Genomic DNA, 14,322 nt, shown 5'->3' with positions numbered 1-14,322 from the left:
ACAGGGAGGAGGGAGGCAGGCGGCACATCCTTCCTCCCTGCGCGAAGCGTGGGGAGGTGTCGAGCAAGCGAAGCGCCGTCGAGACGGAGGGGTCACTTTCTTCAGCAAGGGGCTGAATGGCGATCCGTCTTAAACCTTGTCGCCCGCACCAGCCCTGATCATCATCGCGCGTTCGTCCGGCGTCATCAGCCGCCACCGGCCTTCGGGCAGGTCGCCCAGTTTGAGCGGGCCGATCCGGTGGCGGTACAGGTCGGTGACGCGCAGTTCGCACATGTCGCACATGCGGCGGATCTGGCGGTTGCGGCCTTCTTTCAGCACGAAGGTCAGGTCTTGCGGCCCGGTCTGGGTGACGAGGGCCGGTTTGAGCTGGCGGCCATCGAGTTCGAGGCCGTGGCGCAGCCATTTCAGTTTTTCCTCAAACACCGGCCCGCGCACCCGGACATGGTATTCCTTATCCAGTTCGCTATCCGGCCCGATGATCGCCTTGGCCAGCACGCCGTCATCCGACAGGATGAGAAGACCGCGCGAATCCTTGTCGAGCCGCCCGACCGGGGCCAGTTTGGTATTTTGATCGGGATAGGTATCGACCGGCCCAAACGCATTAGGGCGGCGGATCATGCGCACGGCGGGGGTTTCGCCCGGTTCCGGCTGGCCCGACACGATGCCGACCGGCTTGTGATAGATGATGGTCATCTTGCCGCCAAGCGCCTCGGCCCCGCCCGCGTCGAGCGTCAGGGTCTGGCCGGGCAGCACCTTGCGGCCCGCATCAGTGACGCGCTCGCCATCCAGGCTGACACGGCCTTCACCGATAAGGGTGTCGGCTTCGCGCCGCGAACAGACGCCGCTTTGCGCCAGCCATTTATTGAGCCGGATGGGCTCAAGGCCATCATAGGTTTTGCTGTTGAACGTCATGCGGGCTCTCTAATGGCATTTCGCGGTTTTCGCCACTGGAAAGGCGCGCCCGTCTGGGCTAGGCTGGCGGTGGCGGTGAATTCCTGTGGCTTTTCAACACGAGCGAGCGCGAAACATGCAACCGAACCGGCCTCAGAAAATCTATCTAAAACATGGCCTTATGGCTGCCTTCAGCCTGTTGTCGGCCTTTATCCTGCCCGCCTGTTCCAAGGCGCAGGATGTGGCGGCGGGGAAGCAGGCCTTTGACGCCAGTTGCTCGCTTTGCCACGATGCCAGTCCGAACAAGAGTGTTTTTCAGGGGCCGCCCCTGTTTGGTGTGGTCGGGCGAAAGATCGGCAGCACGGCCGGTTTTGACTATTCGGCGGCGCTGAAAAGCGCCGGCGCGCACGGCAAGACCTGGACCCCCGCTGCGCTCGATGCCTTTCTGGCCAATCCGCAAAAGGCCATGCCGGGCACGCAGATGCCGGTCAATGTGCCCGACGCCAAACAGCGCAGGCAGATCATCGCCTATCTCGGCAGCCTGAAGGCGGGTGCGGCGAAGGCGAAGGCCCCACCTGCCCCAAAGCCCGCTGCTGCGCCTGCGCCCTCGGCCAGTGCGTTTGACTGGCGCAAAGATGCGCCGGGTGTGGTGCATCAGGTGACGGTGGCCGATCTGCCCGCGCCTTACGCCACCCGGTCGGCGGGCAATTCGGCGGCCTATGTGGCGCCGCCCGCGGGTAAGCTGCCGCAGGTGCCCAAAGGCTTTGCCGTCTCGGTGTTTGCGGCTGATTTGCAAGGCCCGCGTCTGTTGCGCACCGCGCCAGACGGCGATCTCTATGTGGTCGAATCCGATGCGGGCAAGGTGCTGGTCTATCGCAATCACGGCGGTCATCTGGCCGCCACGCCGGAGACCTTCGCGCAAGGCCTGCATCAGCCGTTCGGCGTGGCTTTTTACCCGCAAGGCGCATCGCCGCAATATGTCTATGTTGCCAATGTCGATTCGGTGGTGCGTATCCCCATCGGCGGTGGCGCGCCTGAGACGGTGGTGGCCGATCTCAGCACGACGGGCGGCCACAATACGCGCGACATCGCGTTTTCTCCCGATAGTCAATATATGTTCGTGTCGGTCGGTTCGGGCAGTAATGTCGCCGAGGGCATGGATGCGAAAGCGCCCGAGGGCTGGGTGGCCTCCCATGCCCTGGGCGAGGCCTGGGGCAGCGAGGCGGGCCGGGCCATGATCCTGCGTTTCAAGCCCGATGGCAGCGAACGCCATGTGGTGGCTACCGGCATCCGCAACTGTGTCAGTCTGGCTTTTCAGCCGCAAAGCGGCGGGCTTTACTGCACCACCAATGAACGCGATGCGCTGGGCGATAATCTGGTGCCCGACTATTTCACGCAGGTGAAGGAGGGGCAGTTCTTCGGCTGGCCGTGGTATTATCTCGGCGATCACAAAGACCCGCGCCATGCCGGTGAGCGGCCCGACCTGATGGGGCATATCACCGTGCCGGACGTGCTGTTCGCTTCGCATTCGGCACCGCTGGGCTTCGTCTTTTATCAGCCGCCCGCCAGTGGCACCGCCGATTTCCCTGCGGATTACACGGGCGATGCCTTCATCGCCCTGCATGGCTCATGGAACCGCCATCAGCGTACCGGCTCGAAAATCGTGCGTGTGCGCTTCGCTCATGGCCAGCCGGGCGCGAGCTATCAGGACTTCATGACCGGCCTGATCGTCGATGACAAACACGTCAATGGCCGCCCGGTCGGGGTGGCGGTGGGCGTCGATGGTGCGCTCTATGTGTCGGATGATGCGGGCAACCGCATCTGGCGGATCGCACCTGCGGGGAAGTAGGGTTTTGACCACGGAAAACACAGAAAGCACGGAAATCTGAGGCAAAAGGCTGAAATCGCCATCTGGGATGGACGCGCGCTTTGCGCGTTATTCAACATTTCCGTGCTTTCTGTGTTTTCCGCGGTTCAACCTACCCCCTGATCCCGGCCTTAAGCGCTGCCAGGGCCAGCCTGCGCACCTGAGTTTCATCAAGACCATCCAGCGAAGGCGGGGCGGGTTCCGGCACGTCGAGTATCCGGCCATGACTCATACGCAGGATACGGTCGGCCAGCCGCTCAACCTCATAGGCATCGTGGCTGACATAGAGGATGGGCAGGCCGCTGTGCCGCGCCAGATCGGCGATCATCGGCACGATCTCGGCGCGCGCCTCGCCATCGAGACTTGACAGGGGTTCGTCCATCAAAAGCAGATCGGGCGCGCTCATCAGGGTGCGCGCCAGAGCCACGCGCTGGCGCTCACCGCCGGAAAGCTGACCGACGCGGCGGGTCAGCAAAGGCGTCAGTTTCAGCCGTTCGACCCAGCCGTCATAGTCCACCGTCTGGCCGCCATTCCGTTTCAGGGCATAGAGCAGATTGCCGCGCACCGTCAGGTGGCCGAACAGCGACGCCTCCTGAAACACATAACCGATGCGGCGGTGATGCACGGGCGTGAAGCTGCCCCCGTCCTGCCAGACCTGATCGCCGATGCGGACATGGCCTGACAGCCGCGTCAGACCGGCGATGGCGCGCAGAAGCGTCGATTTGCCCGCGCCCGATGGCCCCCAGATGGCGGTGACACCCTGCGCAGGCACGTTGAAGTGCGCATCGATGGCAAATGCGCCCGCCATGCCCTTTAGCGCCACCTCAATCATGTGCCGCCCCTAAACGCCGATCCACAGCCAGCAGGGCCAGCAGGATAAGGAAGGCGAAGACGAGCAACCCGCCCGACAGGGCATGGGCGGCGGGCCAGTCGAGCTGTTCCACCAGTTGCCAGATGCGGATCGACACCACCTCGGTCTTGCCGGGAATGGCGCCGCCGATCATCAGCACCACGCCGAATTCGCCGACCGTATGGGCGAAAACCAACAGGGCGGCGGTCAACAGGCCGCGCCGCGCCAAAGGCAGGGCCACGCTGAAAAAGGCGTCGAGCGGCGAGGCGCGTAAAGTCGCGGCCACTTCGAACGGGCGCGCACCCGTGGCGGCAAAGGCATTGCGGATCGGCTGCACGGCAAAGGGCAGGGAATAGATCATCGAGCCGATAACGAGGCCGGTGAAGGAAAAGGCGAGGGTATGAATACCGAACGGACGCAGCAAAAACAGGAGCGGGCTTTTCGGCCCCAGCGCCACCAGCAGGTAAAAGCCCAGCACCGTCGGCGGCAGCAGGATCGGCAGGGCCACCACGGCGGTAACGGCGTCCTTGATCAGGCTGCGCCGCCGCGACAGCCACCAGCCGAGCGGTGTGGCGATGACGAGCAGGCACAGGGTGGTGGTGGCGGCCAGGCACAGGGTCAGGCGAATGGCGGCCGCAATATCATCCATTATTGGTAACCGTAGGACGCGATGATCTTCAGGGCGGGCGGCGATTTCAGAAAGGCCAGCCAGGCTTTCGCAGACGGATCATCCTTGCCGGGGGTGAGCAGGATAGCCTGTTGCTCTATGGGCGCATAGTCGGACGCAGGCACGATCCAGCGTGATCCGCCCGTTTGATGGATGACCTGCGACAGGGCCACGAAACCCAGTTCCGCCGCGCCGGTCTGGACGAAGCCATAGGTCTGGCCGATCGACGCACCCTTGACCAGCTTCGGCGCGAGGGCGGGATAAAGGCCCAGCTTTTGCAGGGTTTCGACCGCCGCCTGACCATAGGGTGCCGCTGCCGGGTCGGCGATGGCCAGATGCTGGAAACCGCCTTTTGTCAGCACCGCACCGTGGGCATCAATATAGCCGGGTGCAGCACTCCACAGCACCAGCGCGCCCTTCGCATAGGTAAAGCGCGTGCCTTTCACGCCAAAACCATCGGCCTCCAGCTTTTGCGGGCGCAGGGCGTCGGCGGACAAAAACACCTCAAACGGCGCGCCCTGTTCGATCTGGCTGAAAAACGCGCCCGATGATCCGAAGCTGAGGGCCACATGGGTGCCGGTTTTCGCCTCGAAAGCGGCGGCGATATCTTTCGCCGGTTGCGTAAAATTGGCGGCCACCGCCACATTGAGATCGGCGGCACGCGCCATGCCGGGTAGGGCCAGAACGAGAGCGGCGATCAGGGCGCGGCGGATGACAGAGGACATACAGACTCCTTTAGAAGCCGTACTGCGTCCGCACGGCGAAGGCATGATAGTTCTGGCCGATCTGGACGCCCGACGCATTGATGCGGTCAACCTTAACCGACTGGCCTTCAAAAACGAAACGGATATCGGGATTAAGCTGCCAGTCGAGGCCGAGCGAGGTCACGTCCTGCTGACCGCCCAGAACACGGTCGGCGGTCAGCGTGGCGTTGCGGTGATAGTCGAGATCGATGGTCGCATAGCGCGCCACGACCTCGAAAGCACCCCAATGGCCGCTTTTCGGATCGAAATTGGCGGCGGGGGTGATGCCGTCGAAGGCCTGGGTGGCGGTGTTATATTTGCGGCGCTCGCCGGTCAGTGACCAGCCGCCTTCGACATACCAGCCGCTGAAATCAGGATTGCTGACACCGCTGGCCGGATTGAGGCGCTTGATCTGATAGTGGAAGGCTTCACTCTGAACAAAGACAGGGCCATACTGGCCGCCGAGCTCAAGCCCGGTGGCTGCCGCCGATTGCGCATTGATCGCGCCGGTATCGATCAGGCGTGTGCCATCGACGCGCAGTTCGGGGCGTTCGCGCAACTGCACCGGATAGCGCGTGCTGGCCGTATCGCCGAGATCGGCGGGGTTGATCACCGCAGAATAGTTGAGGCCGGTATGGATCAGCCAGTTCTTGCCTTGCAGGGGTACACCGGCCAGACGCGCCGTCATGCCGAGTTGCTCATCGTGATTGGCAGGGCTGAAGGGCCCTTGCGTGCTGAGCGACGACGCCGTATTGCCGGTGACGGCCACAGCCCACAGCCAGCGTGCATTGCCGCCAAAGGCCGATGCGCCGATACGTGTATCGCCACCGCCCAGGCCGCGCGCAATTTCCGAGGCCGCCGAGCGTTCGAGAAAGGGTGAGGCATTGGCCGAACCGGCATCTTCGAGGCCGACGCTGGGTGCGAATTCGCCGATGCGGATCGTGGCCGCCTTGAAGCCGTTATATTGCAGCCAGGCTTCATGAAAATGGCCGACATTTTCCGCGCCTGCCCCGCCGAAATCGAGCAGGATGCGGTAATCGAAATCGCTGAACAGCTTGCCATCGAAACCGATACGAGCGCGGCGGAAATTGGTGCCGCTGTTGAGATCGCGGCCCATCACGGCGGGGCCGAGATTTTTACTCTGATCATAGGTGGCGGCGTCGAGCTGGAAAATGCCGTGTACATTGAAGGTGAAGGCACCGTCGGATGAGGCCAGCGACGGCGTGCCGTTCTTCATAGCCACCTTGATGGACGAGGCGGCGGCGTGCGCAGCGGCCAGAGGCGCGGCGGGCGGGGCCGAAACCGGTGCTGGCGGCGGCGATTTCAGACCGTCGATCTGGGCCTGCATGGCGGCCAGTTGCGCCTTGAGCAGATCGACCTGCGACTGAAGCGCGTCGATTTTCGCCTGAGATTCAGGTGAGGTCTGGGCCAAAGCGGGAACGGCGGTCAGCAGCACAGCCGAACTGACGGCGGCGACGAGAAAAAGGGTTTTACGCATATACACAACTCCTGAACAGGGGCGCAACGATAGGATGAATTGGTTAATGAGGCTTTGTTGGGTGATGTGCAGTGGATTTGGGCTACACACAGGCGCGCTGAACCGTTAGAAGGGCGCTATCAATTCAGGGAGTTTCCGCATGGCCATTGCGCAAAGCGATCTTCAGGCGCGCATCGAAGCCGCCTTTCCCGGCGCGGAGGTGACGATCACCGATCTGGCGGGTGACGGCGATCATTATCGCGCTCGTATCGTGTCGGAGGTTTTCAACGGTTTGCCGCGAGTGCGCCAGCACCAGTTGGTCAATAAGGCGCTGGCCGATCTCTTAAGCGGGCCGCTGCACGCCCTGGCGCTGGAAACGGTGGCGAAGGCGTAAACTCTCAGAAAGATCAAACCACGGAAAACACGGACGGTCGCAAGCGACCACACGGATAAGAACAGACATGACGTATCCGTGCAGATGGCCGTAGGCCATCTTCCGTGCTTTCCGTGGTGAATCGCCTGAATGTGATCACAATTTGGCTTGCCGATGACGGGCGGCGCGCTAAGATCAGCCAAAGATTTTGACCGAGGCCCCGATGCGCGACATCTACCACTTTATCAATGGCCAGCCTGTGCCGGGTCGGTCGGGCCGCTTTGGCGATGTTTTTGATCCCAATAGCGGCCAGGTACAGGCGCGTGTGGCGCTGGCCGATGCGTCAGAGGTCGATGAGGCGGTGCGCAAGGCAGGCTTGGCGCAACCCGCCTGGGCGGTCACCAATCCGCAGCGCCGTGCCCGCGTCATGTTCGCCTTCAAGGCCCTGATCGAGCGTCATATGGACGAACTGGCCGGGCTTCTCTCCTCGGAGCACGGCAAGGTGATCGCCGATTCGAAAGGCGATGTGCAGCGCGGGCTGGAAGTGGTCGAATTTGCCTGCGGCATTCCGCACCTGCTCAAGGGCGATTATACGCATGGCGCGGGGCCGGGCATCGATGTCTATAGTCTGCGTCAGCCGCTCGGCGTGGTGGCGGGGATTACGCCGTTTAACTTTCCAGCCATGATTCCGCTCTGGATGAGCGCCATCGCCATCGCCTGCGGCAATGCCTTTATCCTGAAACCGTCCGAAAAAGACCCGTCCGTGCCGGTGCGTCTGGCCGAACTGCTGATCGAAGCCGGTCTGCCCGAGGGTATTTTGCAGGTGGTGCACGGCGATAAGGTGGCGGTGGACGCCCTGATCACCCACCCCGATATTCAGGCCGTGTCGTTTGTCGGTTCGTCCGACATCGCCCAGTATATTTACGCCACAGGCGCAGCCCACGGCAAGCGCGTGCAGGCGATGGGCGGGGCCAAGAACCACGGTATCATCCTGCCCGACGCCGATCTCGATCAGGCCGTGCAGGATATTGCCGGGGCCGCCTTTGGTTCGGCGGGCGAACGCTGCATGGCCCTGCCGGTGGTGGTGCCGGTCGGGCAAAAGACCGCCGATGCCTTTGTCGAACGCATGAGCGCCGAAATTCGCCGTCTGAAGGTCGGGGTTTCGACCGACGCCGAGGCCCATTACGGCCCGGTCATCTCGGCGGCCCATAAGGCCAAGATCGAAGCCTATATCCAGATGGGCGTCGATGAGGGCGCGAAACTGCTGATCGATGGGCGTGGCCTCAAGCTGCAAGGCCATGAAAGCGGCTATTTCCTGGGGCCCAGCCTGTTCGATCATGTGCGCCCGGAGATGCAGACCTATCAGGATGAGATTTTCGGGCCGGTTCTTCAGGTGGTGCGCGCCGGGACGCTGGACGAGGCGACGGCGCTGGCCTCGCGCCATCAATATGGCAATGGCGTCGCCATCTTTACGCGCAATGGCTTAGCGGCGCGCGATTTCGCCGCCAAGGTCAATGTCGGCATGGTCGGCATCAATGTGCCGATCCCGGTGCCGGTGGCCTATCATTCGTTCGGCGGCTGGAAGCGTTCGGCCTTTGGCGACCTGAATCAATATGGCGAGGACGGGGTGCGCTTTTACACCAAGACCAAGACCGTCACCCAGCGCTGGCCCGATGGTTTTGAAGGCGGTGATCAGGCGTTTGTTATCCCCACGATGACGTAATGACTGAACTTGTTACCCGCATCGACAATGGCATTGGCCGCATCACGCTCAATCGCCCGCAGGCTCTGCACGCCCTGACCACCGGCATGTGCGCCCGCATGAGCGAAGCCCTGACGAACTGGGCCGATGACCCCGCTGTGCGGCTGGTCATGGTCGATCACGCCGAGGGCACGCGCGGTTTCTGCGCCGGTGGCGACATCCGGTTGGCGGCGCAGAGCGGGCGCGGCGATGGCAAGGCGGGCGAGGATTTCTTCGCGGTCGAATACCGGCTGAATGTGCTGATCAAGCGCTTCTCCAAGCCCTATCTGGCCATCATGGACGGGGTGACGATGGGCGGCGGGGTGGGGGTGTCGATCCACGGTTCGCACCGCATCGCCACCGACAACACCCTGTTTGCCATGCCGGAAACCGGAATTGGCCTGTTTCCTGACGTGGGCGGATCGTGGTTCCTGCCGCGCCTTGCAGGCAAGCCGGAGCGTTTCCCCAAAAAGTGGCCCCACTTTTTGGACCAGGAAGAGCGACCCAAAAAAGATCGAGAGCGCCGATCTGATTCCATCAGATCGAATAGCGCTCTCGGCCTGTGGCTGGCCCTGACGGGGGCGCGTTTGAAGGGGATGGATGTCGCCGCCGCCGGGATCGCCACGCATTTTGTGGCCGCCGCCGACCTAGCCGCGCTCAAAAACCGTCTGCTGGCGGGGGCAGCGCCGGATGATGCACTCATGCCTTACGCACAAACGGTTTCCGAACCGTCCTATGCGCCGCATATGGCAATAATCAATCATTGCTTTTCAGAAGCGTCGGTCAGCGCCATCCTCCATGCGCTGGAGACGAGCGGCGATGCGTGGGGCAGGGCGCAGGCCGAGATTTTGAAGACCCGCTCGCCTATGTCACTGTGCGTGGCGTATGCGCAATTGCGGCGCGGCGCAAACCTGACCCGCTTTGAAGACGCCATGCGCATGGAATACCGGCTGGCCTGCCATATCCTGCGTAGCCACGATTTTTCCGAAGGCGTGCGCGCCGTCCTCGAAGACAAGGACAATGCGCCGGTGTGGTTGCCCGCGACGGTGACCGACGTGACCGGCGACATGGTGGAGGCCATGTTCGCGCCGGTCACGCCGGAACTTCAGCTATAGAGCGCGGTCGAGCGCCGCGATCAAATCTTCAGCGTCTTCCAGCCCGATCGACAGGCGCAGCAAGCCTTCGCTGATGCCCGCCGTGGCTTGCGCTTCGGGCGACATGGCGGCATGGGTCATGCTGCCGGGATGGACGATCAGGCTCTCGACGCCGCCCAGCGATTCCGCCAGCGAAAACAACTCGATACGGCCTAAAACCTCTTTCACCGCTTCAAGTCCGCCCGCAAGCTCGAAGCTCATCATGGCGCCGAAGCCCTTTTGCTGTCGCTTGGCCAATTCGTACTGCGGATGTGAGGGCAGGCCGGGATAGTGAACCACCCTGACCGCCGGATGTTGCTCCAGAAATTCGGCGATTCTTTGCGCGCTCTCCTGCTGCTGACGTACGCGCACAAACAGGGTGCGCACGCCGCGCAATGTCATGTAGCTGTCGAAGGCCGCCGGTGTCGCGCCCAGGCAATTGGCCCACCAGCGCAGGCGCGTTACCTCGTCTTCGGTGGTGCAAACCAGAGCGCCGCCCACCACATCGGAATGGCCGTTGATATATTTGGTCGTCGAATGGACGACGTAATCGGCCCCGAACGCAATCGGGTTTTGCAGGGCGGGCGACAGGAAGGTGTTATCGACCGCCACCTTCGCGCCCGCTTGATGACCCAGCCCGATCAGCCGCTCCAGATCAATCAGGCGCATCAGCGGATTGGACGGGGTTTCGAGCAGCAGCAGCGCGGTCGGCTCAGATAGGGCCTTTTCAATGGCTGCATCATCGCCCTGATCGACGTAAACGAGGTCGATCAGGCCCTGCTTATGGCGCGCATTGAGCAGGCGCTGCGTGCCGCCATAGCAATCGTGCGGCACGACGACGCGACGCTTTCCCGGCAAATCCTGCCAGAGCAGATCGAGCGCCGCCAGACCGGAGGCGGTCATCACCGCGCCCGCCCCGCCTTCCAGTTCGGCGATGACCTCGGCGATCAGGTCGCGCGTCGGATTGCCGGAACGGGCATAGTCATAGCCGCGCTTCTGGCCGAAGCCTGCAAACGAATAGTTGGTCGTCAGGTAAACGGGCGGCATCACCGCGCCGTGCGCTGGATCGGAATCAATGCCGATATTGATCAGCTTGGTGGCGGGCTGCGCGCTTTTCAGATAATCCTTGGTCATGTCATCTATGCAAGTGAGGTGCGAACAATATCGGAAACGAGCTTGATTTCCTTCAGGAAAGCATCGTGTCCATAAAGTGAGGGAAAGTCGATGAAAACGCTGTCTTTCAGTTGTTCATGCAGCATCTTCATATCGTCATAGGGCACCAGCCGGTCGGTGGGGACGGCGGCCAGGAACACCTTAGCCTTGATCTTTGCCGGATCGACGCGGTGGCGGTCGAGGCTGTCCGACATCGAGATCCAGCGATTGACATCGGTGGCGGCATAGGCGTCGCCGCGCGCCCGCAGATAGCCGCAGACGACATAGTTGTCACCGGCGGTTTCGGGCGGCGGGCCGTCGAAGCGCTCGGAAAACTCGGCGTCGGACCGATAGGTGGTCATGGCCAGTTGCCGGGCCAGCGAAATGCCTTCGAGCGGGCGACCGCTGTCGGCACCGAACTTGAGCAGGCGGCGTTGCAGGCCGCGAAAGGCCGTGGCCATCGGGTGCGAACGGTGGGCGGCTGAGATGATGCACAGGCGTTCGACCGCATCGGGATAAGTTTCCGCAAAGGCCAGGCCGATCATGGCGCCGTAAGAGGCGCCGATGAAACAGTAGACTTTATCAATATTGATTTTATCAAGCAGCAGCTTCACCAGCCGCGCCTGATCGTGGGTGGTGATGGTGTAGATGCGCGCGGCGGGCAGGCGGGGCGCGAACTCGATCGACAGGACGCGGTAACGGTTGAGATCAAGCGCTTCGCCGGGCCCGGCCACGCCTTCCCACCAGCCGGGGGCGGTTTCGGTCGTGTCCTCCTTGGCGAACAGCACGCGCCCCGCCGATATGCCACCGGCGGCCACGATGACAGGTGCGTCCTTCGGACCATAGAGGCGCGCCACCACGTCCGTCTGTTCGAGCGTCTGGCCGCTTTGCAGGCGGAAATCGGCCGGAATGGGGGCGGTGATGTCAGTGCCGATCAGGTCGGGCGCAGTAGGGGTAATGGCGTTCATATCGGGTCACGAGATTTAAGGTTATCATCGTGACCAGTCGAGAGAGCGCCTGCCGCCGGGAGTCGAGGCCCCGTGCGTTCGCGTCTCTCATCTGTCGCGGAAAATTGACCGCGTAGGAGTTGGCACCATACTGCATGTAACAGCGGTTGCCCCAGCGTCGTCGGGCCTATCCCTCGGCTGGTCTCGATGAGTATTCTGCTTATGTGCGCATTTTTGTATTTTCGTCAAGGGCGATCAGGCTTGGTGTTCAGTTTGGGCCGCCGCATCCGCACGCCTTGGGCGCGTCCTCATAGCTGTCGCGCAGGCGCAGCCAGTCCATCATACCGCCCTCTTCATTGCGGCCCTTGGGGCTGATGTCGAGCAGGCCGAACAGACCGCCCGCCAGTTCGGTGCCGCGCGCAAAGCACGAATAAGTGTGGTAAATCTGTCCGTCCTCGTCCTTGTAAAAGGCGCTTAAACCGGGCAGGTCTTCCATCATGAACGGTTCGTCGCGGTAATTATAGGTGATGGGCTGACCTTCGCGGAACGAGACGTTGAAATCGTAGTTGAAGTCGCTGTCTCCGCTGGATACCCAGTCGAAATCCCAGCCCATGCGCTTTTTGAAGGCCGAGATTTTTGCCAGAGGCGCGCGCGATACGGCGGCGAACTTAACGTCGTGATGCTCCAGATGGGTGAAGATGCCGTTGATATGGTCGGCGCCCAGCGAACAGCCCGTGCAGCCGTCCTCCCAATCTGGCGAAAACATGAAGTGCTGGATCAGCAACTGGCTGCGCCCGGCGAAGAGGTCGGCCAGGGTTTTCGGTCCGCCCGGCGTATCGAAAATATAAAGTTTGTCGAGCTTCACCCACGGCAGTTTCAGCCGTCTGGCGCGCAAAGAATCAAGCTGGCGCGTCAGGGCTTTTTCCTCGGCCAGCAGCGCCTTACGCGCCTCCAGCCAGTCTTCATGCGATACAACCGGATTCATGGTCTTAAACTCTCCAGCCAGGTGCGAAGCTGGCGGATGCCCGAAGCCAGAAGATCGGGGCTCTGGGCGTTCTTGGCCAGCGAAATATAGCCTTCATAGGTGGCGATGAAAAAGGTGGCGGTGTCGTGCGCATCAATGTCGCGGCGCACCTTGCCATTGATCTGGCCCAGATGCAGGGCGTCGGCCACCCCGCCGATCCAGCCAGCAAAGATCTGGGCCAGCCTCAGACGAAAGCCTTCGTCGAGCGGCGACATTTCCTGCGCCAGATTGTTGAGCGGGCAGCCCCCGGATACGGCCTCGGCGTCGAGGCGCGTCTCACCGATAATGCCGATCAGGGCGTCGATCGGATCGTCGATGTCGTCGAGCGGGGCCAGCCATTTCTCGGTGGTGATGCCGGAAATGGCCTGTTCGATGACCGCGTGGCCCAGCCCTTCCTTGCTGCCGAAATGATGGTAGAGCGCGCCCCTGGTGACGCCCGCGCGGTGCAGGATGCCGTTGAGGTCGCTGCCCTGAAACCCATTGTGATAGATTTCGGCAAAGGCCGCCGCCACCAGATGATCGCGGGTTTGGGTGGGCTTGCGACGGGGGGCTTGAGCTTCCATACCGATTGGTATGTATCATCGTTATGGGCGTGTCAAGCCAGGAAAAATCACGATAGAACGGGTTCCCGCTGACAGGAATTGGCACTAAGATGCGGGGCGATTTGCCTGTGAGAGGGACATTTTATGACGCGCGCCACACGCCTGCTCGATCTGTTGCAACTGTTGCGCCGCCACCGCTATCCGGTATCGGGGGCCGAGCTGGCGCGCGAACTGGACATATCGCTGCGCACCCTTTACCGCGACATCGCCGCGCTTCAGGCGCAGGGCGCGCACATCGAAGGCGAACCGGGCGTCGGCTACGTGCTGCGGCCCGGCTATATGTTGCCGCCGCTCATGCTGTCGCCGGAGGAACTGGAGGCGCTGGTTCTGGGCACAAGCTGGGTGGCTGATCGTGGCGATGCGCGCCTCGGCGAAGCGGCGCAGAACGCGCTCACCAAGATTGTCGCTGTTTTGCCGAAAGACATGGCTAATGCGCTCGATTCCACCGGCCTGATGGTGGTGCCGAGCTGGTCGCGCCCGGCCACCCAGGTCGATCTCGGCGACATCCGCGCCTCGATCCGCGCCGAATGCCGTGTATTGCTGCGCTATGTCGATCTCAAGGAGCAAGCCAGCCAGCGCGTCGTCTGGCCGATTGCGCTTGGCTTTTTCGAGCATGTGCGCATTGTGGTGGTGTGGTGCGAACTGCGTCAGGCTTTCCGTCACCTGCGCGCCGACCGCATCATGGCGTGGGAGCCGCTGGCGGAACGCTATCCGAAGCGCCGCTTCGCCCTGATGAAGGCCTGGAAGAGCGAGCGCGAAGCCGAACAGGCGCATTGCGAGGCGGGCATGACGAAAACCGCGCTGAAAGCCGTCAGTGTGGCGTAACTCTGCCTGATGACCTTGACAGCGCAAATG

At 62.4% G+C, this 14,322-nt stretch carries 14 protein-coding genes and 1 riboswitch; of the genes, 5 read left to right on the top strand and 9 right to left on the bottom strand.

Features of this window, described 5'->3' with window-relative positions; genetic code table 11:
- Positions 1 to 129: 129 nt before the first annotated feature.
- On the bottom strand, positions 130 to 912 hold the full coding sequence (locus QB905_RS06660) for a pseudouridine synthase (RefSeq protein WP_282973841.1): 783 nt from the start codon (positions 910 to 912) through the stop codon (positions 130 to 132).
- A gap of 160 nt (positions 913 to 1,072) precedes the next feature.
- Here QB905_RS06660 and QB905_RS06655 point away from each other — a divergent pair, with 160 nt between their 5' ends.
- Entirely contained in the window at positions 1,073 to 2,740 is a 1,668-nt protein-coding gene (locus QB905_RS06655; protein ID WP_282973839.1) for a PQQ-dependent sugar dehydrogenase, read from the top strand.
- Positions 2,741 to 2,870: 130 nt separating this feature from the next.
- Here the strand turns inward: QB905_RS06655 and QB905_RS06650 are convergent, their stop codons facing one another.
- From QB905_RS06650 to QB905_RS06635, 4 genes are read right to left on the bottom strand one after another with little or no spacing between them, the layout of a single operon-like run.
- Complete coding sequence (locus QB905_RS06650) at positions 2,871 to 3,590, bottom strand: molybdenum ABC transporter ATP-binding protein (protein WP_282973837.1); 720 nt, start codon at positions 3,588 to 3,590, stop codon at positions 2,871 to 2,873.
- Positions 3,583 to 4,257, bottom strand: a complete 675-nt coding sequence (gene modB, locus QB905_RS06645) for a molybdate ABC transporter permease subunit (RefSeq protein ID WP_282973835.1) — start codon at positions 4,255 to 4,257, stop codon at positions 3,583 to 3,585. Before modB ends, QB905_RS06650 begins: the two co-directional genes overlap by 8 nt.
- On the bottom strand, positions 4,257 to 5,000 hold the full coding sequence (gene modA, locus QB905_RS06640) for a molybdate ABC transporter substrate-binding protein (protein WP_282973834.1): 744 nt from the start codon (positions 4,998 to 5,000) through the stop codon (positions 4,257 to 4,259). The genes modB and modA overlap by 1 nt, the downstream gene beginning before the upstream one ends.
- 10 nt (positions 5,001 to 5,010) lie before the next feature.
- A complete protein-coding gene (locus tag QB905_RS06635; protein WP_282973833.1) occupies positions 5,011 to 6,516 on the bottom strand; it encodes a porin in 1,506 nt (501 codons plus the stop codon).
- Positions 6,517 to 6,655: 139 nt separating this feature from the next.
- Between QB905_RS06635 and QB905_RS06630 the strand changes: the two genes are divergently transcribed.
- From QB905_RS06630 to QB905_RS06620, 3 genes are all read left to right on the top strand, one after another.
- Positions 6,656 to 6,889, top strand: a complete 234-nt coding sequence (locus QB905_RS06630) for a BolA family transcriptional regulator (RefSeq protein ID WP_282973831.1) — start codon at positions 6,656 to 6,658, stop codon at positions 6,887 to 6,889.
- 202 nt (positions 6,890 to 7,091) lie between these two features.
- A complete protein-coding gene (locus QB905_RS06625; protein WP_282975595.1) occupies positions 7,092 to 8,591 on the top strand; it encodes a CoA-acylating methylmalonate-semialdehyde dehydrogenase in 1,500 nt (499 codons plus the stop codon).
- Positions 8,591 to 9,724: an enoyl-CoA hydratase/isomerase family protein gene (locus QB905_RS06620; RefSeq protein WP_282973829.1), complete on the top strand. Its 1,134-nt coding sequence runs from the start codon at positions 8,591 to 8,593 to the stop codon at positions 9,722 to 9,724. Before QB905_RS06625 ends, QB905_RS06620 begins: the two co-directional genes overlap by 1 nt.
- Here the strand turns inward: QB905_RS06620 and metB are convergent.
- The 4 genes from metB to QB905_RS06600 all read right to left on the bottom strand — a co-directional run bounded on the left by metB (position 9,719) and on the right by QB905_RS06600 (position 13,428).
- Positions 9,719 to 10,876: a cystathionine gamma-synthase gene (gene metB / locus QB905_RS06615; RefSeq protein WP_282973827.1), complete on the bottom strand. Its 1,158-nt coding sequence runs from the start codon at positions 10,874 to 10,876 to the stop codon at positions 9,719 to 9,721. The two genes, QB905_RS06620 and metB, sit on opposite strands and share 6 nt — an antisense overlap.
- Before the next feature lie 5 nt (positions 10,877 to 10,881).
- Entirely contained in the window at positions 10,882 to 11,862 is a 981-nt protein-coding gene (gene metX, locus QB905_RS06610) for a homoserine O-succinyltransferase MetX (protein WP_282973825.1), read from the bottom strand.
- Positions 11,863 to 11,946: 84 nt separating this feature from the next.
- Positions 11,947 to 12,055: riboswitch (SAM riboswitch) on the bottom strand.
- Between the two features lie 54 nt (positions 12,056 to 12,109).
- Entirely contained in the window at positions 12,110 to 12,826 is a 717-nt protein-coding gene (locus QB905_RS06605; RefSeq protein ID WP_282973824.1) for a DUF899 domain-containing protein, read from the bottom strand.
- Complete coding sequence (locus QB905_RS06600; protein WP_282973823.1) at positions 12,823 to 13,428, bottom strand: TetR/AcrR family transcriptional regulator; 606 nt, start codon at positions 13,426 to 13,428, stop codon at positions 12,823 to 12,825. The genes QB905_RS06605 and QB905_RS06600 overlap by 4 nt, the downstream gene beginning before the upstream one ends.
- Positions 13,429 to 13,551: 123 nt before the next feature.
- Between QB905_RS06600 and QB905_RS06595 the strand changes: the two genes are divergently transcribed.
- A complete protein-coding gene (locus tag QB905_RS06595) occupies positions 13,552 to 14,292 on the top strand; it encodes a helix-turn-helix transcriptional regulator (protein ID WP_282973821.1) in 741 nt (246 codons plus the stop codon).
- Positions 14,293 to 14,322: the final 30 nt, after the last annotated feature.

The sequence above is a fragment of the Asticcacaulis sp. EMRT-3 genome (genome assembly GCF_030027245.1).
GTDB lineage: Bacteria > Pseudomonadota > Alphaproteobacteria > Caulobacterales > Caulobacteraceae > Asticcacaulis.
This window is presented reverse-complemented; position numbering and strand designations above follow the sequence as displayed.

Bases quoted from the DNA above. Each gene is read 5' to 3' on its own strand.
- QB905_RS06660 (WP_282973841.1), bottom strand. From the start codon at position 912: ATGACGTTCAACAGCAAAACCTATGATGGCCTTGAGCCCATCCGGCTC.
- QB905_RS06655 (WP_282973839.1), top strand. From the start codon at position 1,073: ATGGCTGCCTTCAGCCTGTTGTCGGCCTTTATCCTGCCCGCCTGTTCC.
- QB905_RS06650 (WP_282973837.1), bottom strand. From the start codon at position 3,590: ATGATTGAGGTGGCGCTAAAGGGCATGGCGGGCGCATTTGCCATCGAT.
- modB (WP_282973835.1), bottom strand. From the start codon at position 4,257: ATGGATGATATTGCGGCCGCCATTCGCCTGACCCTGTGCCTGGCCGCC.
- modA (WP_282973834.1), bottom strand. From the start codon at position 5,000: ATGTCCTCTGTCATCCGCCGCGCCCTGATCGCCGCTCTCGTTCTGGCC.
- QB905_RS06635 (WP_282973833.1), bottom strand. From the start codon at position 6,516: ATGCGTAAAACCCTTTTTCTCGTCGCCGCCGTCAGTTCGGCTGTGCTG.
- QB905_RS06630 (WP_282973831.1), top strand. From the start codon at position 6,656: ATGGCCATTGCGCAAAGCGATCTTCAGGCGCGCATCGAAGCCGCCTTT.
- QB905_RS06625 (WP_282975595.1), top strand. From the start codon at position 7,092: ATGCGCGACATCTACCACTTTATCAATGGCCAGCCTGTGCCGGGTCGG.
- QB905_RS06620 (WP_282973829.1), top strand. From the start codon at position 8,591: ATGACTGAACTTGTTACCCGCATCGACAATGGCATTGGCCGCATCACG.
- metB (WP_282973827.1), bottom strand. From the start codon at position 10,876: ATGACCAAGGATTATCTGAAAAGCGCGCAGCCCGCCACCAAGCTGATC.
- metX (WP_282973825.1), bottom strand. From the start codon at position 11,862: ATGAACGCCATTACCCCTACTGCGCCCGACCTGATCGGCACTGACATC.
- QB905_RS06605 (WP_282973824.1), bottom strand. From the start codon at position 12,826: ATGAATCCGGTTGTATCGCATGAAGACTGGCTGGAGGCGCGTAAGGCG.
- QB905_RS06600 (WP_282973823.1), bottom strand. From the start codon at position 13,428: ATGGAAGCTCAAGCCCCCCGTCGCAAGCCCACCCAAACCCGCGATCAT.
- QB905_RS06595 (WP_282973821.1), top strand. From the start codon at position 13,552: ATGACGCGCGCCACACGCCTGCTCGATCTGTTGCAACTGTTGCGCCGC.